The 22,510-nt window shown below is 66.1% G+C and carries 17 protein-coding genes; 10 read left to right on the top strand and 7 right to left on the bottom strand.

The features are described from left to right. Positions 1-125 precede the first annotated feature (125 nt). A complete protein-coding gene (locus PSQ39_RS12185; RefSeq protein ID WP_273927085.1) occupies positions 126-2,378 on the bottom strand; it encodes a tetratricopeptide repeat protein in 2,253 nt (750 codons plus the stop codon). A 159-nt stretch (positions 2,379-2,537) separates the two neighbouring features. Beyond that, complete coding sequence (locus PSQ39_RS12180) at positions 2,538-3,521, bottom strand: Bug family tripartite tricarboxylate transporter substrate binding protein (RefSeq protein WP_273927084.1); 984 nt, start codon at positions 3,519-3,521, stop codon at positions 2,538-2,540. Between the two features lie 326 nt (positions 3,522-3,847). On the opposite strand from PSQ39_RS12180, the gene PSQ39_RS12175 reads away from it, so the two are divergent. From PSQ39_RS12175 to PSQ39_RS12155, 5 genes are all read left to right on the top strand, one after another. Beyond that, complete coding sequence (locus tag PSQ39_RS12175; RefSeq protein WP_273927083.1) at positions 3,848-4,312, top strand: acyl-CoA thioesterase; 465 nt, start codon at positions 3,848-3,850, stop codon at positions 4,310-4,312. 325 nt (positions 4,313-4,637) lie between these two features. Beyond that, a complete protein-coding gene (pncB, locus tag PSQ39_RS12170) occupies positions 4,638-5,819 on the top strand; it encodes a nicotinate phosphoribosyltransferase (protein ID WP_273927082.1) in 1,182 nt (393 codons plus the stop codon). A gap of 69 nt (positions 5,820-5,888) precedes the next feature. After that, positions 5,889-6,875, top strand: coding sequence for a 2-hydroxyacid dehydrogenase (locus tag PSQ39_RS12165; protein ID WP_273927081.1), 987 nt, complete (start codon positions 5,889-5,891; stop codon positions 6,873-6,875). Between the two features lie 7 nt (positions 6,876-6,882). Beyond that, positions 6,883-8,274: a DNA recombination protein RmuC gene (locus tag PSQ39_RS12160; RefSeq protein WP_273927080.1), complete on the top strand. Its 1,392-nt coding sequence runs from the start codon at positions 6,883-6,885 to the stop codon at positions 8,272-8,274. Positions 8,275-8,284: 10 nt separating this feature from the next. After that, on the top strand, positions 8,285-9,472 hold the full coding sequence (locus PSQ39_RS12155; protein ID WP_273927079.1) for an MFS transporter: 1,188 nt from the start codon (positions 8,285-8,287) through the stop codon (positions 9,470-9,472). Between the two features lie 24 nt (positions 9,473-9,496). Here PSQ39_RS12155 and PSQ39_RS12150 read toward each other — a convergent pair whose 3' ends face one another. Continuing rightward, the gene (locus tag PSQ39_RS12150; RefSeq protein ID WP_273927078.1) at positions 9,497-10,360 is read right to left on the bottom strand and encodes an LOG family protein; all 864 of its coding nucleotides are present in this window, start codon (positions 10,358-10,360) and stop codon (positions 9,497-9,499) included. Positions 10,361-10,454: 94 nt separating this feature from the next. Between PSQ39_RS12150 and PSQ39_RS12145 the strand changes: the two genes are divergently transcribed. Together PSQ39_RS12145 and PSQ39_RS12140 are read left to right on the top strand one after the other, a co-directional pair. Continuing rightward, positions 10,455-11,717: an MFS transporter gene (locus PSQ39_RS12145; protein ID WP_273927077.1), complete on the top strand. Its 1,263-nt coding sequence runs from the start codon at positions 10,455-10,457 to the stop codon at positions 11,715-11,717. Positions 11,718-11,770: 53 nt separating this feature from the next. After that, positions 11,771-12,709 carry a M14 family metallopeptidase gene (locus PSQ39_RS12140; RefSeq protein ID WP_273927076.1) on the top strand — a complete coding sequence of 313 codons (939 nt, stop codon included), beginning with the start codon at positions 11,771-11,773 and terminating at the stop codon, positions 12,707-12,709. 73 nt (positions 12,710-12,782) lie between these two features. On the opposite strand, the gene PSQ39_RS12135 is transcribed toward PSQ39_RS12140, so the two are convergent. From PSQ39_RS12135 to PSQ39_RS12120, 4 genes are all read right to left on the bottom strand, one after another. Then, a complete protein-coding gene (locus PSQ39_RS12135) occupies positions 12,783-14,390 on the bottom strand; it encodes a methyl-accepting chemotaxis protein (protein WP_273927075.1) in 1,608 nt (535 codons plus the stop codon). Between the two features lie 110 nt (positions 14,391-14,500). Further along, the gene (locus tag PSQ39_RS12130; RefSeq protein WP_273927074.1) at positions 14,501-15,811 is read right to left on the bottom strand and encodes a TRAP transporter large permease; all 1,311 of its coding nucleotides are present in this window, start codon (positions 15,809-15,811) and stop codon (positions 14,501-14,503) included. Between the two features lie 27 nt (positions 15,812-15,838). Further along, entirely contained in the window at positions 15,839-16,372 is a 534-nt protein-coding gene (locus tag PSQ39_RS12125; RefSeq protein WP_273927073.1) for a TRAP transporter small permease, read from the bottom strand. Next, positions 16,372-17,364 carry a TRAP transporter substrate-binding protein gene (locus PSQ39_RS12120; protein WP_273927072.1) on the bottom strand — a complete coding sequence of 331 codons (993 nt, stop codon included), beginning with the start codon at positions 17,362-17,364 and terminating at the stop codon, positions 16,372-16,374. Before PSQ39_RS12120 ends, PSQ39_RS12125 begins: the two co-directional genes overlap by 1 nt. Positions 17,365-17,520: 156 nt before the next feature. Here PSQ39_RS12120 and PSQ39_RS12115 point away from each other — a divergent pair, with 156 nt between their 5' ends. The 3 genes from PSQ39_RS12115 to PSQ39_RS12105 are packed head-to-tail and all read left to right on the top strand — an operon-like array spanning position 17,521 to position 22,509. Next, the gene (locus tag PSQ39_RS12115; RefSeq protein WP_273927071.1) at positions 17,521-18,063 is read left to right on the top strand and encodes a winged helix DNA-binding protein; all 543 of its coding nucleotides are present in this window, start codon (positions 17,521-17,523) and stop codon (positions 18,061-18,063) included. Between the two features lie 10 nt (positions 18,064-18,073). Then, positions 18,074-18,814, top strand: coding sequence for an aspartate/glutamate racemase family protein (locus tag PSQ39_RS12110; RefSeq protein ID WP_273927070.1), 741 nt, complete (start codon positions 18,074-18,076; stop codon positions 18,812-18,814). 2 nt (positions 18,815-18,816) lie between these two features. Continuing rightward, positions 18,817-22,509 carry a hydantoinase B/oxoprolinase family protein gene (locus PSQ39_RS12105; RefSeq protein ID WP_273927069.1) on the top strand — a complete coding sequence of 1,231 codons (3,693 nt, stop codon included), beginning with the start codon at positions 18,817-18,819 and terminating at the stop codon, positions 22,507-22,509. Position 22,510 lies beyond the last annotated feature (1 nt).

Genomic DNA, 22,510 nt, shown 5'->3' with positions numbered 1-22,510 from the left:
GGTTCGGGGCACTGTGCCAGCGCACAGCGCTGGAGAACCGAGCCATGCGCGGGCGCTGCAGATTGCTGTGGTTTCAATTCTAGCGGTTGAAAAAGACGGCTCTGTGGGACGCCGTGGCGGTTCGATCAAGGCGATGCGGGCAGCGTCAGGTCGATGGGGCCCGGGGGCAGTCCTTGGGCTTGCCGGGCCAGCATGGCCAGGTAAGCGGCTTCGAGATCACGGGTGAAGCGGGGGGTGTCGAACAGCGGTGCCTCCAGGCCTTGGCGGCGCAATTGGTTTTTGTAGGCCTGCAGGCGCTGCGGGTCCTGGGCCAGGGCCACCGCCTCGGCCTCATAGGCCTCTGCGGAGGCCATGTTGAGGGCACTCAGCCCCACCGCCGCGTTGAGGCTGGCCGCGACCCGGCTGGCAAAGCTGGCCCCCGGGCAAGTCAGCACCGGCACCCCGCTGCGCAGGGCGTCGCTGGCCGTGGTGTGGGCGTTGTAGGTCAGGGTGTCCAGCACCAAGTCGGCCAGGGCGTGGCGTGCCAGGTGTTCTGGCGACGCGCAACGTGGCGCAAAGACCAGGCGCGAGGGGTCCACGCCCTGGGCCTGGGCTGCTGCGCGCAATTGCTGGGGGGCGGGGCCGGGGTCTTCCAGCAACCAAAGCACGCTGCCTGGGCAGCGTTGCAGGATGCGCAGCCACAGCGCGAAGGTCTCCGGGTTGATCTTGTAGGTGTTGTTGAAGCAGCAAAACACCACGCCCTGCGCGGGCAACTGGCAGTCGGCGCGTTGGTAGCAGCGGGTCGACACCTCACGCTGGCGGTCGTTGACCTGGTAGCTGTGTGGCAGGGTGACCTGTTGCTCGCTGTAATGCGTTTGCGCCTCCGGTGGAATGACCAGGCGGTCGGCGATCAGGTAGTCCATGGCCGGGTGGCCCCAGGTGCCGGGGTAGCCCAGGTAGCTCACTTGCAGGGGCGCGGCGCGGTGCAGAAACACCCCGGGTCGGCCCCAGGTGGTGAAGCCTTTGAGGTCGATGGCGATGTCCACCCCCAGCGCGCGTGCGCGCTGGGCGATCTGGGCGTCGCTCAGGGCCCCGACCTCCTCAAAGTGGTCGAAGGCCGCCTGCACGCGCCGCCGCGCGGGGTCGGTCCAGGCGGGGCCATAGGACAGCGCGACCAACTCAAAACGTTGCCGGTCGTGCAACTCAAACAATTCGGCGATCAGGTGCGTGGTGGCGTGCTGGTGGAAGTCGGCCGACAGGTAGGCCAGGCGGACCTTGTCTTGGCGGGACCTGACCCGGGGGCTGGGGCGCGGCACCACCCTCCTGGCCAGCGTTGGGTGCTCATGGTCCAAAAACACCTCGGCGGCCAGGCGCTGGGCGGCGGGGTCGTCGAACAGGCCCAGGGCGGTGAAGGGCAGCACCACGGGCTGGCGCGCCATCAGGCCTGCACGGATTTGCTGGCGCAAGTCATCCAGCCCCTGCCAGTCGGCGGCCTGCAGCCGCGCGTGGGCCAACTCGCCCAGCAGGAAGGGACGGCTCGGGTCGGCTTGGCGCACGGTCTCCAATTCGCGGATGGCCGCTGGGTAGTCGCCTTGCTCCAACCAGGCCATGCCCAACAGGTGGCGTGCCTGCAGGTCCTCGGGCTGCAAGCCCAGCAGGCGCTGCAGGGCCTGCACCGCCTCAGCCGCCTGGCGTCTAGCCAGGCTGTTGCGGGCCCAGCCCAACAGAGCGGCAGGGTCCTCGGGCTTGAGATGCACGGCTTGCCGCCAGTGTGATTGAGCGGCTTCGTGCTGGTTCTGCTGGTCCAGCGCACTGGCCAAGTTCTTGTGGGCGTCCAGGTAGCCGGGGTTCAGGGACAGGGCCTGCTGGTAGCTGCTCAAAGCCTGTTCCAAACGGCCTTGGGCCACCAGGGTCACGCCCTTGTTGTTGTGGCCCACGGCGTAGTCGGGCTGCGCCTGCAGGGCGGTGTCGAAGGCCTGCAAGGCCTCGTCCCAGCGGCGCAACTCGCGCAGGGCCAAGCCCCGGTTGTTGTGGGCCGCCACCCAGTCGGGCTTGAGGGTGGTGGCTTGTTGGTAGGCCTGTGCGGCGGCCTCATGCTGGCGCAAATCGCTCAGCACATTGCCCAGGCTGTAGTGCAGTGCCGGGTCTTGCGGGGCCAGGGCGACGGCCTGTTGCAGCCAGGGCAGGGCCTGTTCGGCCTGTTGGGCCTGGGCGTAGGAAACACCCAAAAAATGAAGCGCCTGAACCTGCCCGGGCTCGGCTTGCAGGGCCTGGTGGTAATGGGCGCGGGCTTCGTCCAGGCGACCTTGGCGGTGCAAGGCCAGGCCGGCGCCGAGGGCGGCTGTGGCTGCGGACGAAGGTTCGGTCGATCGGGCGTCAGAGCGGGGCGCGGCACTCATGGGCAGTCAATCAGTCAAGCGAAGGTGGATCCCCAGGTGCTCCGGACCGTTTTCGGATCCGGCCAATGCGAGCCCCTGGCTTTGGGTTTGTCCATTATCGGCGTGCGCCAGTCCGCCTGGGTCGGTGCCTCGGGCTGCGCCAGTGGCTGGGGCTGGGCTTCACTCCGCCTTGATGCCTGCCTCGCGGATCACCTTGGCCCATTTGGCGATCTCACTGCGCTGGTGGGCTGCCAGTGCGTTGGGGCCGAGCACGATGGGGTCCATGCCCAGCGCCTTCATGCGGGTTTGCACCTCGGGCAGGCTGAACACCCGCTGGGCCTCGGCCGCCAGCTTGTTTTGGATCTCTGGCGGCAGCTTGCCGGGGCCAAAAATGGCCAGCCAGGAGTCGGCCTCGAAGCCGCTCAGGCCTTGCTCGGCCAAGGTTGGGATGTCGGGTGCCGATGCGGAGCGCTTCAGGCTGGTGATGCCCAGGGCCCGCACCTTGCCTTCGCGGATGGCCGGCAGGGCCGAGGGCAGGTTGTCGAACATGGTGGCGATGTGCCCACCCAGCAGGTCCGGCACGGCCAAGGCGCGGCCTCGGTAAGGCACATGGCGCAGCTGAACCCCGGCCAGGCTGTTGAACATTTCACCGGCCACATGGGGCGAGGTGCCAATGCCCGGCGTGCCATAGGTCAGTTGACCAGGTTGGGCTTTGGCCAGGGCGATCAACTCGGCCAGGTTGTGGGCGGGCACCGACGGGTGCACCACCAGCACATTGGGGGTCGAGGCCACCAGCAAGATGGGGCTGAAGTCCTTCACCATGTCGAAGGGCAGGTTCGGGTAGATCGAACCGTTGATGGAGTGGGTGGCGATGCCGCCCATCATCACGGTGTAGCCATCGGGTTTGGCCCGGGACACGGTTTCGCCGCCCAGATTGCCACCAGCGCCGGGCTTGTTGTCCACCACGATGGGCTGGTCCAGCTTGGTTTTTTCCGCCAGGATGCGCGCCAGGGTGTCGGGTACGCCCCCGGGCGGGAAGCCCACCACGATGTGGATGGGCTGGCTGGGGTAGGGGGCTGGGCTCTGGGCCAGGCTGGCCGGGGGCAGCAGGCAGGCGCAGAGGGCCGGCGCGAGCCAAGCCAGCGCTTTGAGTTTGAAATTCATGGTGAACACTCCCTGATCTGGATCGGATGGCATGCGCCCCAGCGCTGGCGCTGGGGCGGGCCCGCCTTGTGGCTGACGGGTCCCGGTTTCGCGCCCGGACGGCCCGCTGTCCGGCGGGTGACGCTGGGTCCAGGGCTGGCGCGACGGCCGCGTATATTATCCGAAGCACCGCCGGTGGCCGACCTGGGCGCCGGCTGGGGATTTTGATTGTGATCACCCCAGGCAGATCCGGAATCCTGTTTGGCGATGAATTCAAAACCGTTGGCAGGGCTGGGTTGAATGAGCCCGATTTATTTTGAATGAGTTCATGATAGGAGCCTCTTCCAATGCAGAATGAATCCCCCAAGGTGAGCGACCACTCTCGCCAAGGCCCAGAAGAACGTGGAGCCTACCCGGCGTTTCGCCTCATCACCACCCGCTGGATGGACAACGATGTTTATGGGCATGTGAATAACGTCGTTTATTACAGCTGGTTCGATACCGCGGTCAATGCTTATTTGATTGAGCAAGGGGTTTTGGATATTCATCAGGGTGCCACCATCGGTTTGGTGATTGAAACCAAATGCAATTATTTTGCCCCGTTGGCGTTCCCGCAGAATATCGAGGCCGGCATCCGCGTGGCGCGTTTGGGCAACAGCAGCGTGCGCTATGAAGTGGGCTTGTTTGCCGAAGGCGAGCCCCTGACGGCGGCCAAGGGGCATTTCGTGCACGTCTATGTGGACCGCGAAACCCGCCGGCCGGTGCCGGTGCCGCCGCCTCTGCGGGCGGTGCTGGAAGGCCTGGCGCGCTGAAGTCCGTGGTTTCGGTGGGGCGACACCAGGGCGGGGTGGCGCCCCGCCCTCGGGCTTGGCGATGGCCTGGCTCGTCAATGGTGTGTGCCCCATGTGGTTTGTGCGCACCGTGCACCGGGCTGGGGCGGCGCACAATCATGACAGGGTCACATCCATCGCGTAGCGCAAGCGGGCGTCACCGAGGTGCTTGGCGAATGCGGTCGGGTGGCGGTGCCACAATACCGGCCAGGTTCTTCTTTGGTATGCCGGTGTTGGGTTCGCTTCTGACCCGACACTGCACCGACCCCGACAGTCGACAGCGCGGACGTTTGAGCCGCAGCCCACCATGATCATTACCAGCCTTCTCGACACCGACCTGTACAAGTTCACCATGATGCAGGTGGTGCTGCACCAGTTCCCTGGGGCCCAAGTGGAATACCGTTTCCGCTGCCGCAACCCGGGGGTCAACCTGGCGGCCTATGCCAATGAGATCCGTGATGAGGTGCGCTCGCTGTGCAGCCTGCATTTTCAGGACGCTGAGCTGGCCTACCTGCGCTCCATGCGCTTCATCAAGAGCGACTTTGTGGACTTTCTGGGCCTGTTCCGGCTCAACGAGAAGTACATCACCATCACCCCGCTGCCCAGCGACGAGATCGACATCACCATCCGCGGGCCCTGGCTGCACACGATTCTGTTTGAGATTCCGGTGCTGGCCATCGTCAACGAGGTCTACTTCCGCAACACCCAGTCGGTGCCCGACTTCCCGGAAGGCCGGCGCCGCCTGGACGTGAAGATCGCGCAGTTGCAGGGCGAAGGCCTGTCCAACCTCAAGATTGCCGACTACGGCACGCGGCGCCGCTTCTCGCGCGCCTGGCACGAAGAGGTGCTGCGTGTGCTGAACAACCGCCTGGGCAAGGGCCAAGGCGACCAGTTTGCCGGCACCAGCAATGTGCTGGCCGCCATGCGCCTGGGCCTGACCCCGCTGGGCACCATGGCCCACGAGTACCTTCAGGCCTGCCAGGCCCTGGGCCCGCGTCTGCGCGACAGCCAGGTGTTTGGCTTTGAGTCCTGGGCCAAGGAATACCGGGGTGACCTGGGCATTGCGCTCAGCGATGTCTATGGCATCAACGCCTTCTTGCGCGACTTTGACCTGTACTTCTGCAAGCTGTTCGACGGCGCGCGCCACGACAGCGGCGACCCCTTTGCCTGGGGCGAGCGCCTGATTGAGCACTACCGCGCCAACCGCGTCGACCCGCGCACCAAGACTTTGATCTTCAGCGACGGCCTGACCATTCCACGCACCATCGAGCTGTACCAGCAGTTCCGAGGTCGCTGTCTGCTGGCTTTTGGCATTGGCACCAACCTGACCAATGACCTGGGCTACGAGCCGCTGCAAATCGTCATCAAGATGACCCGCTGCAATGGCCAGCCGGTGGCCAAGCTGTCGGACTCGCCCAGCAAAAACATGTGCGAGGACGAAAAGTACCTGGCCTACCTGCGCCAGGTGTTCGAAATCGCCTCGCCCTGATGTGTCCGAGCCTGCCCCGGCCTGCGCTGGGCGGCGCTGTTTGTTGAACCCTAGCCCCTAGCCTGACCCATGACCAAGCCCAAAATCCTGGTAGCACGCGCTGTTTTCCCTGAAACCCTGGCCCTGCTCAGCGAGCACTTCGAGGTCGAGTCCAACCAGGACGATGTGCTGTGGTCCAAAGCCGAGTTGGCGCGCCGCCTGGCCGACAAGCAAGGTGCGTTCACCACCGGCAGCGAGCGCATCGACGCCGAGCTGCTGGCGGCTTGCCCGCAGCTCAAAATCTGCGCCAACATGGCCGTGGGCTACAACAACTTTGATGTGGACGCCATGACCGCCCGCGGTGTGCTGGCCACCAACGCGCCCGACGTGTTGACCGAGACCACCGCCGACTTCGGCTTTGCCCTGCTGATGGCCACGGCCCGCCGCATGACCGAGAGCGAGCACTACCTGCGCCGTGGCGAATGGACGCAGTGGCGCTATGACCTGTTCGCCGGCACCGAGGTGCACGGCTCCACCCTGGGCATCATCGGCATGGGCCGCATTGGCCAGGGCATTGCCCGCAGAGGTGCCCTGGGCTTTGGCATGAAGGTGATCTACCACAACCGCTCGCGCCTCTCGCCCGAATTGGAAGCCCAGTGCCAGGCCCAGTACGTGGGCAAGGAAGAGCTGCTGCGCAGTGCTGACCACGTGCTGCTGGTGGTGCCGTACAGCGCCGCCTCGCACCACACCATCGGCGCGGCCGAGCTGGCCATGATGAAGCCGACCGCGACGCTGATCAACATCGCCCGGGGGGGCATCGTGGACGACGCTGCGCTGGCCCAGGCCTTGCGCGAACGCCGCATTGCCGCTGCCGGTCTGGACGTGTTCGAGGGCGAGCCCTCGGTCCACCCCGACCTGCTGACCGTGCCCAATGTGGTGCTGACCCCCCACATCGCCAGCGCCACCCTCAGCACCCGCCGCGCCATGGCCCAACTGGCGGCCGACAACCTGATCGGCTACCTGACCCAAGGCCAGCCCGTGACGCCGCTGAACCCCGCCGTCCTGGCCTCGGCCTGAGCCCCGCATGCCAGCTTGGGACACCTTGCTTTGGGGCGGCTTGTATGCGCTCCTCTTGGTTTTGCTGCTGGTGCTGGTGCTGGTGCTGCGCCGGCCTTCTGCCAAGGCAGAGGCCGCCACGGCCGCGCTGACGGCGGCGGTTGAGCGCAGCGAGCGCGAACTGCGCCGTGAGCTGGCCGAATCGGCCCGCGCCACGCGCCAGGAGCTGACCCAGGTGCTGGCCACCTTCCAGCAAACCCTGGTGCTGCAAAGCGCCGAGGCCACGCGCACCCAGAACAGCCAGATCGACGCCTTTGGCCAGCAGCTGAGCCTGCTGCAGAAAAGCCTCAATGACACCTTGTCGGTGCAAATCCAGGGCCTGAGCGAATCCAATGCGCGCCGCCTGGGCGAGGTGCGCGCCACCCTCGAAGCCCAACTGGCGCAGCTGCAGCAAAACAACGCCAGCAAGCTCGATGAGATGCGCCAGACCGTGGACGAGAAGCTCCAGGCCACGCTGGAAACGCGCTTGGGTGAGAGCTTCAAGCAAGTGGCCGACCGGCTGGACCAGGTGCACAAAGGCCTGGGCGAGATGCAGACCCTGGCCCAGGGCGTGGGCGACCTGAAGCACCTGCTGAGCAACGTCAAGACCCGGGGCATGTTCGGCGAGGCGCAACTGAGTGCCTTGCTGGAACAGGTGCTGGCGCCCGACCAATACGCCGAGCAGGTGGTGACCCGCCCCGGCAGCAAGAACCCGGTCGACTTCGCCATCCGCCTGCCCGGCAAGTCCGAAGACGGGCGTCCGCTGTGGCTGCCCATCGACGCCAAGTTCCCGAACGAAGATTACGAACGACTGCTCGAGGCCCAGCAGCGCGCCGACGCCGGGGCTGCCGAGTTGGCAGGCAAGGCGCTGGAAATGCGCATCCGCGCCGAGGCCAAGTCGATTGCCGAGAAGTACGTGGAGCCCCCGTTCACCACCGACTTCGCCATCCTGTTCCTGCCCACCGAGGGGCTGTACGCCGAGGTGCTGCGACGCCCTGGCCTGATCGAGCTGCTGCAAGGCGAGCACCGCGTCACCCTGGCTGGCCCGACCACGCTGATGGCCATGCTCAACGCCTTGCACATGGGCTTTCGCACCCTGGCCCTGGAGCGCCGCTCCAGCGAGGTCTGGCAGGTGCTGGGCGCGGTCAAGACCGAGTTCAATAAGTTTGGCGAGGTGCTGGCCAAGGTCAAAGAGCAGACCCAGACCGTGCTCAACACCCTGGACAAGGCGCAGACGCGCAGCAACGTCATGCACCGGGCGCTCAAGCAGGTCGAGGCCTTGCCAGGCCCCGAGGCCGAGCGCCTGCTCCCCGAACTGACCGCGCCGCGCCGTGTGGCGGGCCTCGCAGACGCCCCGGACAGTGACGTGGACGCCACATGAGCCCCGCTGCATGACACGCAACCTCAACGCCGAGCTGGTGCGCCTGGTCACGGCCCAGGTCTGCATCCACGCCGCCATGGCCGGCATGCGCATGGCCGCGCCTTTGCTGGCTTTGCAGCAGGGCTACAGCGCGGCGGCGGTGGGTGTGCTGCTGGCTTTGTTTGCCCTGACCCAGGTGTTTCTGGCGCTGCCGGCGGGCCGGTTTGCCGACCGCCACGGCCTGCACAAGCCGCTGGCCTGGTGCGTGGCGGTGTCTTGCTCGGGCTGCTGCCTGGCGGTGCTGGTGCCGCACTACGCCACCTTGTGCGTGGCCGCGCTGTGCACGGGCGGCGCGGCGGGCGCGGCGGTGATTGCGCTGCAGCGCCATGTGGGGCGGCTGGCCGAGGGGCCGACCGAGCTCAAGCGCGTGTTCAGCTGGTTGTCGCTGGGCCCCGCGGTGTCGAACTTTGTGGGGCCGTTTTTCGCGGGCCTCATGATCGACCATGTGGGCTTTCGCGCGGCCTTTGCCCTGATGGCCTTGTTGCCGCTGCTGTCGTGGTGGTGGTCGCGCTCGGTGCGGGCCTTGCCTGCGGTCGAGTTGCCGCCGCAGCACCAGCGCCGCCCAGCCTGGTCGCTGCTGCGCGACGAGGGCTTTCGGCGCTTGTTGCTGCTGAACTGGTTCCTGTCTTCGTGCTGGGACGTGCACACTTTTGTCGTGCCCATCCTGGGCCATGAGCGCGGCCTGAGCGCGTCGGTCATCGGCACCCTGTTGGGCGCGTTTGCGGTGTCCGCCTCGGGCGTGCGCTTGCTGCTGCCCCTGTTTGCCGAGCGCGTGCGCGAGTGGGCCGTGATCATGACCGCCATGCTGGCCACGGCCTTGTTGTTTGGCATCTACCCGCTGCTGCAAGGGCCTTGGGCCATGGGCCTGTGCTCGGTGCTCGCGGGGTTTGCGCTGGGCTCGGTGCAGCCCATGATCATGAGCACCCTGCACCAGATCACCCCGCACGACCGCCATGGCGAGGCCCTGGGCCTGCGCTTGATGACCATCAACGCGTCGAGCGTGGCCATGCCCATGCTGTTTGGCTCGGCGGGCGCCTTGGTCGGGATTGGCTCGGTGTTCTGGGCCTCGGGCGCCCTGGTGGGGCTGGGCTCGCGCCTGGCCTGGGGCATGCGGCACCAGGCCACTGGCAGCCACCCGCCGCGCCCGCCCCTGGATTGAGGGGCGCCAGCGGCGGGGTGGACCTCACAGGCTGTAGAACGCCTGGATCTGCTGCCAGGCCGTGGTCGGGTCGTCGGCGAAGTGGAACAGCTTGAGGTCTTGCGGCGAGATGGTGCCTTCTTCGACCATCAGGTCAAAGTTGATCAGCCGCTTCCAGTAGTCGGTACCAAACAGCACGATGGGCACGGCCTTGGCCTTGCCGGTCTGCACCAGGGTCATGACCTCGAACAACTCATCCAGCGTGCCGAAGCCCCCGGGGAAGGCCACCAGCGCTTTGGCACGCATCATGAAGTGCATCTTGCGCAGCGCGAAGTAGTGGAACTTGAAGCACAGGCTGGGCGAGATGTAGCGGTTGCCGCTTTGCTCGTGGGGCAGGGCGATGTTCAGGCCCACATTGAGCGCGCCCACCTCATGGGCGCCCCGGTTGGCCGCCTCCATGATGCCGGGGCCGCCGCCGGTGCAGATGTACAGGCGTTCGTTGACGGGGCGCTTTTCGCTCTCGGTGGCCACCAGCCGGGCAAACTGGCGCGCCAGGTCGTAGTAACGCGCGTTGCGCACAGCCTGCTGGGCCTTGGCCAGGGCGGCGGCGTCTGTGCCCGCCTGGGCCTGGCTGAGCGCGGTGGCGGCGTCTTCCGGCGCCAGGTAGCGCGCGCTGCCAAACACCACCACGGTGTTGTCGATGCCTTGCTCGGCCTGGGCCAGGTCGGGCTTGAGCATCTCCAGCTGAAAGCGGATGCCACGCGTTTCACGGCGCATCAAAAATTCGGGATCGGCAAAGGCCAGTCGGTAAGCGTCGGCATCCAGCGTGGCCCCGCCATTGGCGTGGGCCTGCAGTTCAGCCCAGGCATCGGCCAGGCGGCGGTCATTGAGTTGGGTGTTGCTTTCCATGGATTCATTGTGCCGCTGCTTATTCGCTTTTCAGGTGAACAGCAGCGGTTTTTGCGTAGGCGCCACACCGGCATGGGCTGGTATGCTGAGTCACATGACTCAATCGGTTCCTGGGGCGTCCGAACACGCGGCGCCCGGCTTTGCTGCGCTCTTGCAGCAGCGCGCTTTCATGCGTTTCTGGTTCACCCGGCTGGCCGCCACCACCGGCAGCCAAATGCTGATGGTGGCCGTGGGCTGGCAGATGTACGACCTGACCGGCAGCGCCTGGGACCTGGGCTTGGTGGGTCTTTACCAATTTTTACCTGCGCTCCTGCTGACCTTGGTGGCCGGCCATGTGGCCGACCGCGTGCACCGCGCGCGCATCGTGGCGGCCTGTGTGGCGGCCCAGGCCTTGGTGGCCCTGACCTTGGTGTTGGGCACGGAAGGGGCCTGGGTCAGCCGCGATTGGCTGCTCTGGCTGTCGGTGGTCTTGGGCGCGGCGCGGGCGTTTCAGATGCCCGCCCAGCAGGCCCTGACGCCGGTGCTCGTGCCGCCCGCCATGCTGCCGCGGGCCATGGCCTTCGCGTCGGCGGGCATGCAGGCCGCCATCATTGGCGGGCCGGCTTTGGGCGGGGTGATTTTTGTCGCGGGGGCCACCGCGGTCTATGCGACCAGCGCGGTCTTGTTTGCCTTGGGCATCGGTTTGATCCTGGGGGTGCACTACGCGCACGAGCCGGCCCCGCGCGAGCCGGTCTCCATCGGTACTTTGATGGCGGGCGTGCGTTTCATCTGGGACCGCAAAGTGGTGCTGGGCGCGGTCTCGCTGGACCTGTTTGCCGTGTTGCTGGGCGGGGCGGTGGCCTTGCTGCCGATCTACGCCAAGGATGTGCTGCACGTCGGCCCCTGGGGCCTGGGCCTGCTGCGCGCTGCGCCCGCCGCCGGGGCGCTGCTGATGTCGGTGTGGCTCACCCGTTGGCCGCTGGAGCGTCACGTCGGGCGCAAGCTGCTGTGGGCGGTGGCGGTGTTCGGTTTGGCCACGCTGGTGTTTGGCGTGTCGACCAGCCTGTGGTTGTCGCTGGCCGCGCTGGCGGTGTCGGGTGCGGCCGACATGGTCAGCGTGGTGGTGCGCCAGACCCTGGTGCAGCTGGAGACGCCGGACGCCATGCGCGGCCGCGTCAGCGCGGTCAACTCGGTCTTCATCGGGGCCAGCAACCAACTGGGCGAGTTTGAGTCGGGGGCCACGGCGGCCTTGCTGGGGCCGATTGGCTCGGTGGTGCTGGGCGGGGTGGGCACCGTGCTGGTGGCGGCCCTGTGGGTCAAAGCCTTTCCGGCCTTGGCGAGCCGGGATCACATGCAAGGATCTGTAAAAAGTGCTTGAATGCAGGGCGGTGCGCAAGCACCGCTTTTTCATTTGAGGGAGGCCCCAGAGCCATGAGTTCGTCCACACCTGTTTTTGAAGTGCTGCCGCGTGACCTGAGCGCTTACCGGCAAGGCAATGTCGGCATCGATTACGTGCACCGCTTTGAGTCCGGTCGGCCCGGCCCCCATGTGCTGATCAACGCCCTGACCCACGGCAACGAGCTCTGCGGCATGGTGGCCGCCACCCATTTGCTGGACCAGGGCGTGCGCCCGCTCAAGGGTACCTTGACCGTGTCCTTTGCCAATGTGGCGGCCTACGAGTCTTTTGACATCCACCAGCCCTTTGAGAGCCGGCAGCTGGTGCACAACCTGAACCGTGTCTGGGACCCCGAGCTGCTCGACAGCAGCGAAGACAGCCCCGAGCTGCGCCGCGCCCGCGACCTGCGCCCGGTGGTGGCTGCAGCGGACCACATCCTCGACATCCATTCGACCAGCCAGGACGTGGAGCCCTTTTGGGTCTACCCGGCCTTTGCGCGCAACGCCTCGGTGGCCCTGGCGCTGGGCCAGCCTTCGGTGCACATGGTCATGCCCAATGGCTTGGGCTCGGGCGTACCGCTGATCCAGCATGGCGCGCATGGCGATGGTGCCAGTGCGGCTGGTGCGGCCTTGGTGGTGGAGTGCGGTCAGCACTTTCACCAATCCTCGGCCGATGTGGCGACCGCCGCCGCACTGGGCTTCCTGGCGCATTACGGCTTGATTGAGGCACCGGAAGTGCGCACGCCCCCGGTGCCGCAGCGGCGCTTCGAATTGCTGGCCACGCTGATGGTGCAAACCTCGGAGTTCCGCTTCACCCGGCCTGTGGTCGGTTTTGAGCGCTTTGCCCAAGGTGAGTTGATTGCCCAGGACGGCCCGCATGAAATTCGGGCCTTGTGCGATGACTGCACGGTGATGATGCCCACCCGCGCGCCCATCGTCGGGCGCGAGGCGGTGTACCTGACCCGGCCGCTCTGAGTGGCCTTCCGGGGCCAGCACGGCAGCCCCACACAGGCGCCACCGTGAGCGGGGCCCAGGCTGGGACCTGGCCTCAGCCCTGGCGCGTCAACTCAAAAGAGCCCATGGTCGAGCTCAGCCGCGTGGCCTGGTCTTGCAGGCTTTGCGCGGCGGCAGCGCCTTGCTCCACCAAGGCGGCGTTTTGCTGGGTCATTTGGTCGAGCTCCGAGATGGCCTGGCTGACCTGGCCGATCTCCTGGCTTTGCTCTTCGGTGGCGGCGCTGATCTCGGCCATGATGGTTCGGATCTGCTGCACGCTGTGCACGATCTCGCCCATGGTGTGACCGGCCGAATCCACGCGCTGGGTGCCGTCACGCACCTTCTCGACGCTGGCGCCAATCAGGTGTTTGATTTCATGCGCGGCGGCAGCGCTGCGTTGGGCCAGCGAGCGCACCTCACCGGCCACCACCGCAAAGCCGCGGCCTTGTTCGCCGGCGCGGGCCGCTTCGACGGCCGCGTTCAAGGCCAGGATGTTGGTCTGGAAGGCAATGCCATCGATCAGGCCCACGATCTCACCAATCTTCTGGCTGCTGCTTTGGATCTCGTTCATGGTGTCGACCACGCCCTGCACCACGGCGCCGCCGCGTTCGGCCACTTCGCTGGCCTGTTGCACCAGCTGCGTGGCTTGGCGGGTGTTGCTGGCGTTGGTGGCGACCATGCCGGTCAGCTGGTCCATGCTGTTGGCGGTCTGCTGCAGGCGGCTCGCGGTGAGTTCGGTGCGTTGGCTCAGGTCCTGGTTGCCCAGGGCCACCTCCGAGCTGGCGGTGTGGATGGCTTCACCGGCATCGCGCACCTCAACCACCACCTGGTTCAGTGAGGACACCATCTGGTTGAGCGACTGCAGCAAGGTGCCGATTTCGTCCTGGCGTTGGTTGTCCACGTGCACCGTCAAATCCCCCGAGGCCACCCGCGCGGCGGCTTCGGAGGCCTGGGCCAGCGGGTGCACGATGGAGCGGCGCAGCAGCCAGCCAAACAAGGCCGCCAGGCCCACGACCAAGGCCACCGCCATGGCGCTGACCCACTGGGCGCGCTGGGCGTTGGCGATCATGGCGCTGGCGTCTTCCTGTGCGGTGCTTTCGGACTGGGCCAGCACGCTGTCCAGGCTGGCCAGGTAGCGCTGCAGGGCGCTGGCGTGTTCGGACAATTCCTTTTGGCTGATGATCTTGGATTCCAGCGCGTTTTGCACCAACTGCTGGCGCAGCTGCACGTAGCGGCTGCGCTGCTGCAAGGCGCTGTCCAAGGCTTGGGTGGCCGCCGGGTCCACCTGGCTCTGCGCCGCCATCAATTGCTGGATGTTCTTGACCTGCGTCTCGTCTTGCTGGGCCTGGGTGCGCATCTCATTGGCCACTGGGAACACGTCCGTCGAGCCCGTGGCGCGCAGGGCCAGCTCGCCGATCTTGATGGACTGGGCCTTCCAGTCGCGCACTGCGCGCTCCAGGGGCAGTCGCTCCTGGGCCAGTCGCTGGGCCTGGGCCGTGGTGGCCTGGCCGGTCCACCAGGTGGTGGCCCCGAGCAAGGCCACGGCCAGTCCCAACAGACCAAAGCCCAGGCCGAGCTTTTGGCCCAGCGTCAAATGGGGGCCAGCGCTCGGCATGGGCCGGGTGGAAGAGGTGGGGTTCGCAGAGTGCGTGAGTTGGAGCATGCGGTGCCAGTAGGCTGTGAAAAAAAGGCGCGACGTGGGCGCCGGCCCGTGACCTGGGATGTGGCTGGGTGCGGGCGGCGTATCCCAAGCGCCTGCACCCAGACCAGCCCTTACTTGTCCACGCCCATCACCAGGTCAGGCAGGAAGGTCACGATGTTCGGGAACACCGTGATCAGCAAGATGCAGACCACCAGGCAGCCAAAGAAGGGCAGGGCCGCCTTGGCGATCAGGTTGCTGTCCTTGCCGGTCATGTTTTGCAGCACGAACAGGTTGAAGCCCACGGGCGGCGTGACCTCGGCAATTTCCACCAGCAGCACGATGAAGATGCCAAACCACACCAGGTCAAAGCCCGCCTTCTGGATCATGGGCAGCACCACGGCGCTGGTCAGCACGATCATGCTGATGCCGTCGAGCGCGGTGCCCAGGATCAGGTAGACGACGACCAGCACGCTGATCAAGGCCAGGGGGGACAGGTGCATGGCGTCCACCCACTCGGCCAGCTCACGCGGGATGCCGGTGAAGGCCATGGTCTTGGTGAGGAAGGCAGCGCCCGCCAGGATGAACATGATCATGCAGCTGGTGCGCGTCGTGCCCATCAGGCCTTCTTTGAAGTTCTGCCAGGTCAGCGAGCGGCTCCACAGGGCCAGGCCCAACGAACCCACCACGCCGTAGGCCGCGCACTCGGTGGCGGTGGCATAACCGGCGATCAGCACCCAGCAGATGAAGACGATCAGGGCCGCACAGGGGATCAGGTTGCCCGACTGTTTGATCTTCTGCAAGAAGCTGCTGGGCGGGTCGGCCGCAGGTACTTTTTCTGGGTTGCGCAGGCTCCACCAGCCGATGTAGCCAGAGAACAGCGCCATCAGCAAGAAGCCCGGCAAAAAGCCCGCCAGGAAGATGCGGATGATCGAGGCATCAGCGGCCACCGCGTAGACCACCATGGTGATCGAGGGCGGGATCAGAATGCCCAGGGTGCCGGCCGTGGCCAGCGAGCCCAGGGCCAGCTTTTCGTCGTAGCCGCGCTTCATCAACTCGGGCAGGGCCACCTTGGAGATGGTGGCGCAGGTCGCGGCCGACGAGCCAGACACCGAGCCAAAAATGCCGCATCCCAGGATGGTGGTGTGCATCAGCCGGCCCGGCACGCGGTTGAGCCAAGGGCGCAGGCCCTCGAACATCTCTTCGCTGAGCTTGGTCCGGAACAGGATTTCACCCATCCAGATGAACAGGGGCAGCGCCGCCAGCTCCCAGCTGGCATTGCTTTCCCAGAAGGCGGAGAAGAGGTTCTTCCCCGGCGCTGTGCTGGTGAAGAAGGCCTGACCGACCCAGCCGCAAATGGCCAGCGTCATGGCAATCCACACCCCGCCGGACAAAAGCACCATCATGAGCAGCAGCAAAATGCCGCCCACCATCAAGACATCCATGTTGTTCTTTCTCTGGAGTGGATGACGTCAAACGTCGGAGGAGAAGTCGCCACGGGCATGGCGCTCTTCGACTTCGCGCACAAAAGTGGGCACGCCGCCGCGCAGCACGATGATCAATTCATCCAGCAAGGCGATCACCAACAGGACCGAGCCGATCGCAAAGCTCATCTGCGGAATCCACATCGGGATGGGCAGCAGGCCTTGGGCGATGTCGTTGAATTCCCAGCTCTCGTACGTGAACTGGCAGGCTGACCAGGCCAGGTAGCCTGTGGCCAAGGTGCCGATCAGCAGCGAGATGATTTCGAGCGCACGGCGCGTGCCGCTGGAGACTTTTTCCAGCAGCAGGGTCACGCGCACAAAGTCACCGTGCTTGAAGGCGTGCGGCATGGCAAAGAAGGCCGCTGCGGCGCAGCACCAAGCCACCACGTCGTTCAGGGCGCCGGTGCGCACCCCGAACTCACGCAGCACGCTCTGGGCCACCATCAGCACGCAGATCAGCGCGATGAAGGCGGCGCCCAAGGCGCCCATGCCCAGGTAGAGGCGGTCTAGAAAGCGACGCATCACTTCTTCGCCGCAGGGGCCGACTTCTTGTAGGCGGCAATGATGGCTTCACCATCCGGGCCGGCCTTCTTGAGCCAGTCGGCCAGCATGATGTCGCCCACTTGGCGCAGGTCGGCGTTCAGCTTGGCCGAGGGTTGCATGATCTTCATGCCCTTCTCGGTCAGCGCCTTCTTGTACCACTCGTTCTTTTCGGCGCTCAGGGCCCAGCCGCGGGTTTCAGCGTCGGCAGCGGCCTTGGTCACCGCGGTTTGCAGCGCGGGGTCCAGGGCGTCAAACGACTTCTTGTTGACGATCACCGCGTCCTTGGGCAGCCAGGCTTGGGTGTCGTACCAGTACTTCAGGCTTTCGTAGGTCTTGGAGTCGTAGCCGGTGGAGCCCGAGCTCATGTAGCTCTCGATCACGCCGGTGGCCAGGGCTTGCGACAGTTCAGCGGCCTGGATGGTCACGGGCTGGGCACCGATCAACTCGGCAATCTTGGCCGTGGCGGGGCTGTATGCGCGCCACTTGATGCCGCGCAGGTCCGCCACCGAGGCAATTTCCTTCTTGGTGTAGACACCTTGGGGCGGCCATGGCACCGTGTAGAGCAGCTTCATGCCTTGGGCGTTGAGCAGCTTTTCCAGCACTGGCTTCTGGGCGTCATACAGGCGCTTGGACTCGGCGTAGGACGAGGCCAGGAAAGGGATGCCGTCGGTGCCGTAAATCGGGTTCTCGTTTTCGAAGTTGGCCAGCAGCAGCTCGCCAATCTGGGCTTGACCGCCTTGCACCGCGCGCTTGATCTCATTGGCCTTGAACAGGGAGGCGTTGGCGTGCACCGTGATCTTGAGCTTGCCCGCGCTGGCCTTGTCCACGTCCTGCGCGAACTGCGTCAAGTTTTCCGTGTGGAAGTTGGTCGCCGGGTAGGCGGTGGGCAGATCCCACTTGGTTTGGGCGAAGGTGCCCGTCGACACCAAGGCCAGGGCGGCTGCGGCAAAGGAGAGAGAACGACGCTTCATGGGGACTCCGGCTAAAAAAGTGTGACGTGAATGTAAGCCTCACAGCAGGCGGCTTCATGGGGGTTTCTACTTAATGTCAACAAATTGTTGGCAAATCGTTATTGTGCTGCCTACAATCTGACACATGCAACATCAATGCCAGCAGGCAGGAGAACGATGAACGCCAAGTCGCAGCCCCCCACATCGGCCGACACCGATCGGCAACTGATTGTGTCCTCTGCCCACCTCGTTTCGGACCAAAGTGCCGAGATGAGCGAGTTTGAGTTTGGCCTGGTGGTGGCGGGCAATGCCTTCCACCGCTGGATCGTGCATTGCATGAGCGCGGCCGGCCTGAAAGACCTGACCCCGCTGGACGTGCTGGTGTTGCACCACGTCACGCACCGGGCGCGCAACAAACGCCTGGCTGACATCTGCTTCATCATGAATGTGGAAGACACCCATCTGATCAACTACTCGCTCAAGAAGTTGGTCAACCTGGGCGTGGTGCAGGCCAGCAAGAACGGCAAGGAAGTCACCTATGCCTGCACGGACGCCGGTCGCGAGAGCGTGGCGCGCTACCGGGCCATCCGCGAGTCGTGCCTGATTGGTGCGATGAAGGCCGACGATGCACTCAATCGGGACATTGGCGAACTGGCCCGCTTGCTGCGCGTGCTCTCCGGCATGTACGACCAGGCCGCCCGCGCGGCGGCTTCGTTGTGAGTCCCTGGCTGTGAGCCACTTGCCGCAGCCCGCCCGCCTGGGCTTGATCCGCCTGGACACGCAGTTCCCGCGTCCCCCGGGTGATCTGGGGCGGGCGGACAGTTTTCCCACCGAGGTCTTGACCGAGGTGGTCACCGGCGCCGTGCCGCGCCGGGTGGTGGGCTCTGCCGAGGCCTTGCTGGCTTCTGGCCTGCTGCCATGGTTTGAGCAGGCCGCTCAGCGCCTGGTGGCGCAGGGCGCCCAGGCCCTCACCACCAGTTGTGGCTTCTTGGTGCTCTTGCAGGCGCAGTTGCAGGCGGCCGTCCCGGTGCCGGTGGTCAGCTCCAGCTTGCTGGGGTTGCCTGCTTTGTTGCGGCGCCGCCCGCAAGTCGGCGTGCTGACCATCCGGGCCGAGGGCTTGGGCCCCGCCCACCTGTTGGCCGCCGGGGTGCCCGCGGAGCGCCTGCGCGATGTGTGGGTGCAAGGCCTGCCACCGGACAGCCATTTTGTGCAGTCCATCGTGGGCAACCGCAGCACCCTGGACGTCGCCCAGGCGGAGCGCGACGTGGTCGCGGCCGCACTCCAGTTGCAGGCGCGTGCACCTCACTTGGGCGAACTGGTGCTGGAGTGCACCAACCTGCCCCCCTATGCCCAGGCCGTGGCCGACGCCACGGGCTGGACCTTGTTGACGCTGCTGCAGTCGCGCCGCCTCTTGGGCGAGCGGGCCGTGGCCGGCTCCTTTTTCATTCACCCTTCACACGCTGAGTTCTGACCATGCAAGTTTCTGTTGCCCCGAAGCCCACCCGCTGGCAGTTCTGGATCGACCGGGGCGGTACCTTCACCGACATCGTCGCCAAAAAGCCCAATGCCGACGGCAGCTTCACGCTGCTGACCCACAAGCTGCTGTCCGAGAACCCCGAGCAGTACCGCGACGCGGCCGTGGCGGGCATCCGCCACCTGCTGGGCCTGAAGCCGGGCGAGCCGATCACCCCCGAGCAGGTGGAGTGCGTGAAGATGGGCACCACCGTGGCCACCAACGCCCTGCTGGAGCGCAAGGGCGAGCCCACGCTGCTGGTCACCACGCGCGGCTTCCGCGACGCGCTGCGCATTGCTTACCAAAACCGCCCGCGCTTGTTTGACCGCCGCATCGTGCTGCCCGAGCTGCTGTACCGCGAGGTCATCGAAGCCGACGAGCGCGTGGGCGCCACGGGGGAGTTGGTCCAGGCCCTGGATGAGCCCCGCCTGCGCGCCGACCTGCAAGCCGCTTTTGACCGGGGCCTGCGCAGCGTGGCCGTGGTCTTCATGCACGGCTACCGGTACAGCGCCCACGAAAAGGCAGCGCGGCAGATCGCCGCCGAGATTGGCTTCACGCAGATCAGCACCTCGCATGAGACCAGCCCGCTGATGAAGTTCGTCAGCCGGGGCGACACGACGGTGGTCGACGCTTACCTGTCGCCCATCCTGCGCCGCTATGTGGACCAGGTGGCTGGCGAGATGCCGGGCGTGCGCTTGTTCTTCATGCAGTCTTCGGGCGGTTTGACCGATGCCCATGTGTTCCAGGGCAAGGACGCCATCTTGAGCGGTCCGGCGGGCGGCATCGTCGGCATGGCGCGCACCGCCGGCCTGGCCGGGCATGACGATGTGATCGGCTTCGACATGGGCGGCACCTCCACCGACGTGAGCCATTTCCGTGGTGGCCTGCAAGGCGAGTTCGAGCGCGAGTTTGAAACCCAGGTGGCTGGCGTGCGCATGCGCGCGCCCATGATGAGCATCCACACCGTGGCCGCTGGCGGCGGCTCGCTGCTGCAGTTTGACGGAGCACGCTTCCGCGTGGGCCCGCAAAGCGCGGGAGCCAACCCCGGGCCGGCCAGCTACCGGCGCGGCGGCCCCTTGGCCGTGACCGACGCCAACGTCATGGTCGGCAAGGTGCAGCCGCGCTACTTCCCCAAGGTGTTTGGCCCGCAGGCCAATGAGCCCTTGGACGCCGAGGTGGTGCAGCAAAAGTTTGCAGCGCTGGCGCAGCAAAGCGGCCGTTCGGCCGAGGACGTGGCCGAGGGCTTCATCCAGATCGCTGTGCAGCAAATGGCCAACGCGATCAAGAAGATTTCGGTGGCGCGTGGCTACGACGTCACCCGCTACACCCTGCAATGCTTTGGTGGCGCGGGCGGCCAGCACGCCTGTCTGGTGGCCGACGCCCTGGGCATGACCCGGGTGTTTGTGCACCCACTGGCCGGTGTGCTGTCGGCCTACGGCATGGGCCTGGCCGACCAGAGCGTGATCCGCGAGCAGGCCGTCGAGCTCAAGCTCCAGACCTCGGCCCTGGTCGACATCGAACAAAGCCTGAACACCCTGGCCACGGCCGCTGAAGGCGAGCTGACCCGCCAAGAGGTGAGCGCCGGCCAGATCAGCACCCAGCGCCGCGTGCATGTGCGCTACGAGGGCAGTGATTCGGCCCTGGTCGTGACTTACCCCGCAGGCCTGGACGCCGAGGCCACCCTGGCCGCTGTGCAAGCCGGCTTTGAGCAGGCCTACCGCCAGCGCTTCGCCTTCCTGATGCAGGGCAAGGGCCTGATGGTCGAAGCCGTGTCGGTCGAGGCCGTGGTGGCGGGCGACGCGCCCGCCGAGCCGCGCCACGCCCTGAACCCGGTGCGCGAGGTGCCGCGCCGCGAAACGGTGCGCCTGTACTCGGGCGGCGCCTGGCACGAAGCGGCCCTGGTGGTGCGCGAGGACCTGCGCCCCGGTGACGTGATCACCGGCCCGGCCATCATTGCCGAGAAGAACGCCACCACCATCGTCGAACCTGGCTGGGAGGCCGCGTTGACCGCGCTGGACCACCTGGTGCTGGACCGCCGCGTGGCGCGTGCCGTGACCTTTGCCGCCGGCACGACGGCCGATCCGGTGCTGCTGGAAGTCTTCAACAACCTGTTCATGAACATCGCCGAGCAAATGGGCCTGCAACTGCAGAACACCGCCTACTCGGTGAACATCAAGGAGCGCCTGGACTTCAGCTGCGCGCTGTTCGACGCCGCAGGCAACCTGATCGCCAATGCCCCGCACATGCCGGTGCACCTGGGCTCCATGGGCGAGAGCATCAAGACCGTAATCCGCGAGAACGCCGGCCAGATGAAGCCCGGCAATGTCTACGCCCTGAACGACCCGTATCACGGCGGCACCCACCTGCCGGACGTGACGGTGATCACCCCGGTCTACCTGGGCCAGGCGGCAGACGAGCAACCGCTGTTTTACGTGGGCTCGCGCGGCCACCATGCCGACATTGGCGGCATCACCCCGGGCTCCATGCCACCCTTCTCGACCCGCATCGAAGAAGAGGGCGTGCAGATCAACAACTTCAAGCTGGTCGACCAGGGTGTGCTGCGCGAGGCCGAGATGGTGGCTTTGCTGGAGAGTGGCGAGTTCCCCAGCCGCAACCCGGCGCAGAACCTGGCCGACCTGAAGGCGCAGATCGCCGCCAACGAAAAAGGCGTGCAGGAACTGCGCAAGATGGTGGCCCAGTTCGGTCTGGACGTGGTGCAGGCCTACATGGGCCACGTGCAGGACAACGCCGAAGAGTCGGTGCGCCGCGCCATCACCCGCCTGAAGGACGGCCAGTTCACCCTGCCGCTGGACAACGGGGCCCAGATCCAAGTGGCCATCCGCGTCAACGCCGCCGAGCGCAGTGCCGAGATCGACTTCAGCGGCACCAGCGAGCAGCAGCTCAACAACTTCAATGCGCCCACGGCGGTGTGCATGGCCGCGGTGCTGTACGTGTTCCGCACCTTGGTCGATGACGACATCCCGCTCAACGCAGGCTGCCTGAAGCCGCTGAAGGTCATCATCCCTGAAGGCTCGATGCTGGCCCCGCGCCCACCGGCCTCGGTGGTGGCGGGCAACGTGGAAACCTCCACCTGCATCACCAACGCGCTGATCGGTGCCTTGGGCCTGATGGCGGCCAGCCAGTGCACGGTGAACAACTTCACCTTCGGCAATGTGCGCTACCAGTACTACGAAACCATCAGTGGCGGCAGTGGTGCAGGCGCCGTGTTTGACGCCCAGGGTCAGGTCACGGGCGGCTTTGCAGGCACCAGTGTGGTGCAAACCCACATGACCAACTCCCGCATGACCGACCCCGAGGTGCTGGAGTTCCGCTACCCCGTGCGCCTGGAGAGCTACGAGATCCGCCAGGGTTCGGGCGGCCAGGGTCAATGGCAAGGGGGCCACGGTGGTGTGCGCCGCATCCGCTTCCTGGAGCCGATGACGGCCAGCATTTTGTCCAACGGCCGCCTGCGCGGCGCCTTCGGCATGGCCGGTGGCCAGCCGGGCGAGGTGGGGCACAACCGCGTGCTGCGCCTGGATGGCCGCGTGGAGGAACTGGCCCACATCGGTCAGGCCGACATGCAGCCGGGCGACATCTTCGAGGTGCAGACCCCGGGTGGCGGTGGCTACGGCCCTGCTGGCGAAGGTGCTTGAG

The sequence above is a fragment of the Curvibacter microcysteis genome, assembly GCF_028649455.1.
GTDB classification, from domain to species: domain Bacteria; phylum Pseudomonadota; class Gammaproteobacteria; order Burkholderiales; family Burkholderiaceae_C; genus Curvibacter; species Curvibacter microcysteis.
Note: the sequence above shows the minus strand (reverse complement) of the source record. Positions and strands in the feature narration are given on the sequence as shown.

Coding starts and splice junctions, on each gene's coding strand:
- PSQ39_RS12185 (WP_273927085.1), bottom strand. CDS start 2,378: ATGAGTGCCGCGCCCCGCTCTGACGCCCGATCGACCGAACCTTCGTCC.
- PSQ39_RS12180 (WP_273927084.1), bottom strand. CDS start 3,521: ATGAATTTCAAACTCAAAGCGCTGGCTTGGCTCGCGCCGGCCCTCTGC.
- PSQ39_RS12175 (WP_273927083.1), top strand. CDS start 3,848: ATGCAGAATGAATCCCCCAAGGTGAGCGACCACTCTCGCCAAGGCCCA.
- pncB (WP_273927082.1), top strand. CDS start 4,638: ATGATCATTACCAGCCTTCTCGACACCGACCTGTACAAGTTCACCATG.
- PSQ39_RS12165 (WP_273927081.1), top strand. CDS start 5,889: ATGACCAAGCCCAAAATCCTGGTAGCACGCGCTGTTTTCCCTGAAACC.
- PSQ39_RS12160 (WP_273927080.1), top strand. CDS start 6,883: ATGCCAGCTTGGGACACCTTGCTTTGGGGCGGCTTGTATGCGCTCCTC.
- PSQ39_RS12155 (WP_273927079.1), top strand. CDS start 8,285: ATGACACGCAACCTCAACGCCGAGCTGGTGCGCCTGGTCACGGCCCAG.
- PSQ39_RS12150 (WP_273927078.1), bottom strand. CDS start 10,360: ATGGAAAGCAACACCCAACTCAATGACCGCCGCCTGGCCGATGCCTGG.
- PSQ39_RS12145 (WP_273927077.1), top strand. CDS start 10,455: ATGACTCAATCGGTTCCTGGGGCGTCCGAACACGCGGCGCCCGGCTTT.
- PSQ39_RS12140 (WP_273927076.1), top strand. CDS start 11,771: ATGAGTTCGTCCACACCTGTTTTTGAAGTGCTGCCGCGTGACCTGAGC.
- PSQ39_RS12135 (WP_273927075.1), bottom strand. CDS start 14,390: ATGCTCCAACTCACGCACTCTGCGAACCCCACCTCTTCCACCCGGCCC.
- PSQ39_RS12130 (WP_273927074.1), bottom strand. CDS start 15,811: ATGGATGTCTTGATGGTGGGCGGCATTTTGCTGCTGCTCATGATGGTG.
- PSQ39_RS12125 (WP_273927073.1), bottom strand. CDS start 16,372: ATGCGTCGCTTTCTAGACCGCCTCTACCTGGGCATGGGCGCCTTGGGC.
- PSQ39_RS12120 (WP_273927072.1), bottom strand. CDS start 17,364: ATGAAGCGTCGTTCTCTCTCCTTTGCCGCAGCCGCCCTGGCCTTGGTG.
- PSQ39_RS12115 (WP_273927071.1), top strand. CDS start 17,521: ATGAACGCCAAGTCGCAGCCCCCCACATCGGCCGACACCGATCGGCAA.
- PSQ39_RS12105 (WP_273927069.1), top strand. CDS start 18,817: ATGCAAGTTTCTGTTGCCCCGAAGCCCACCCGCTGGCAGTTCTGGATC.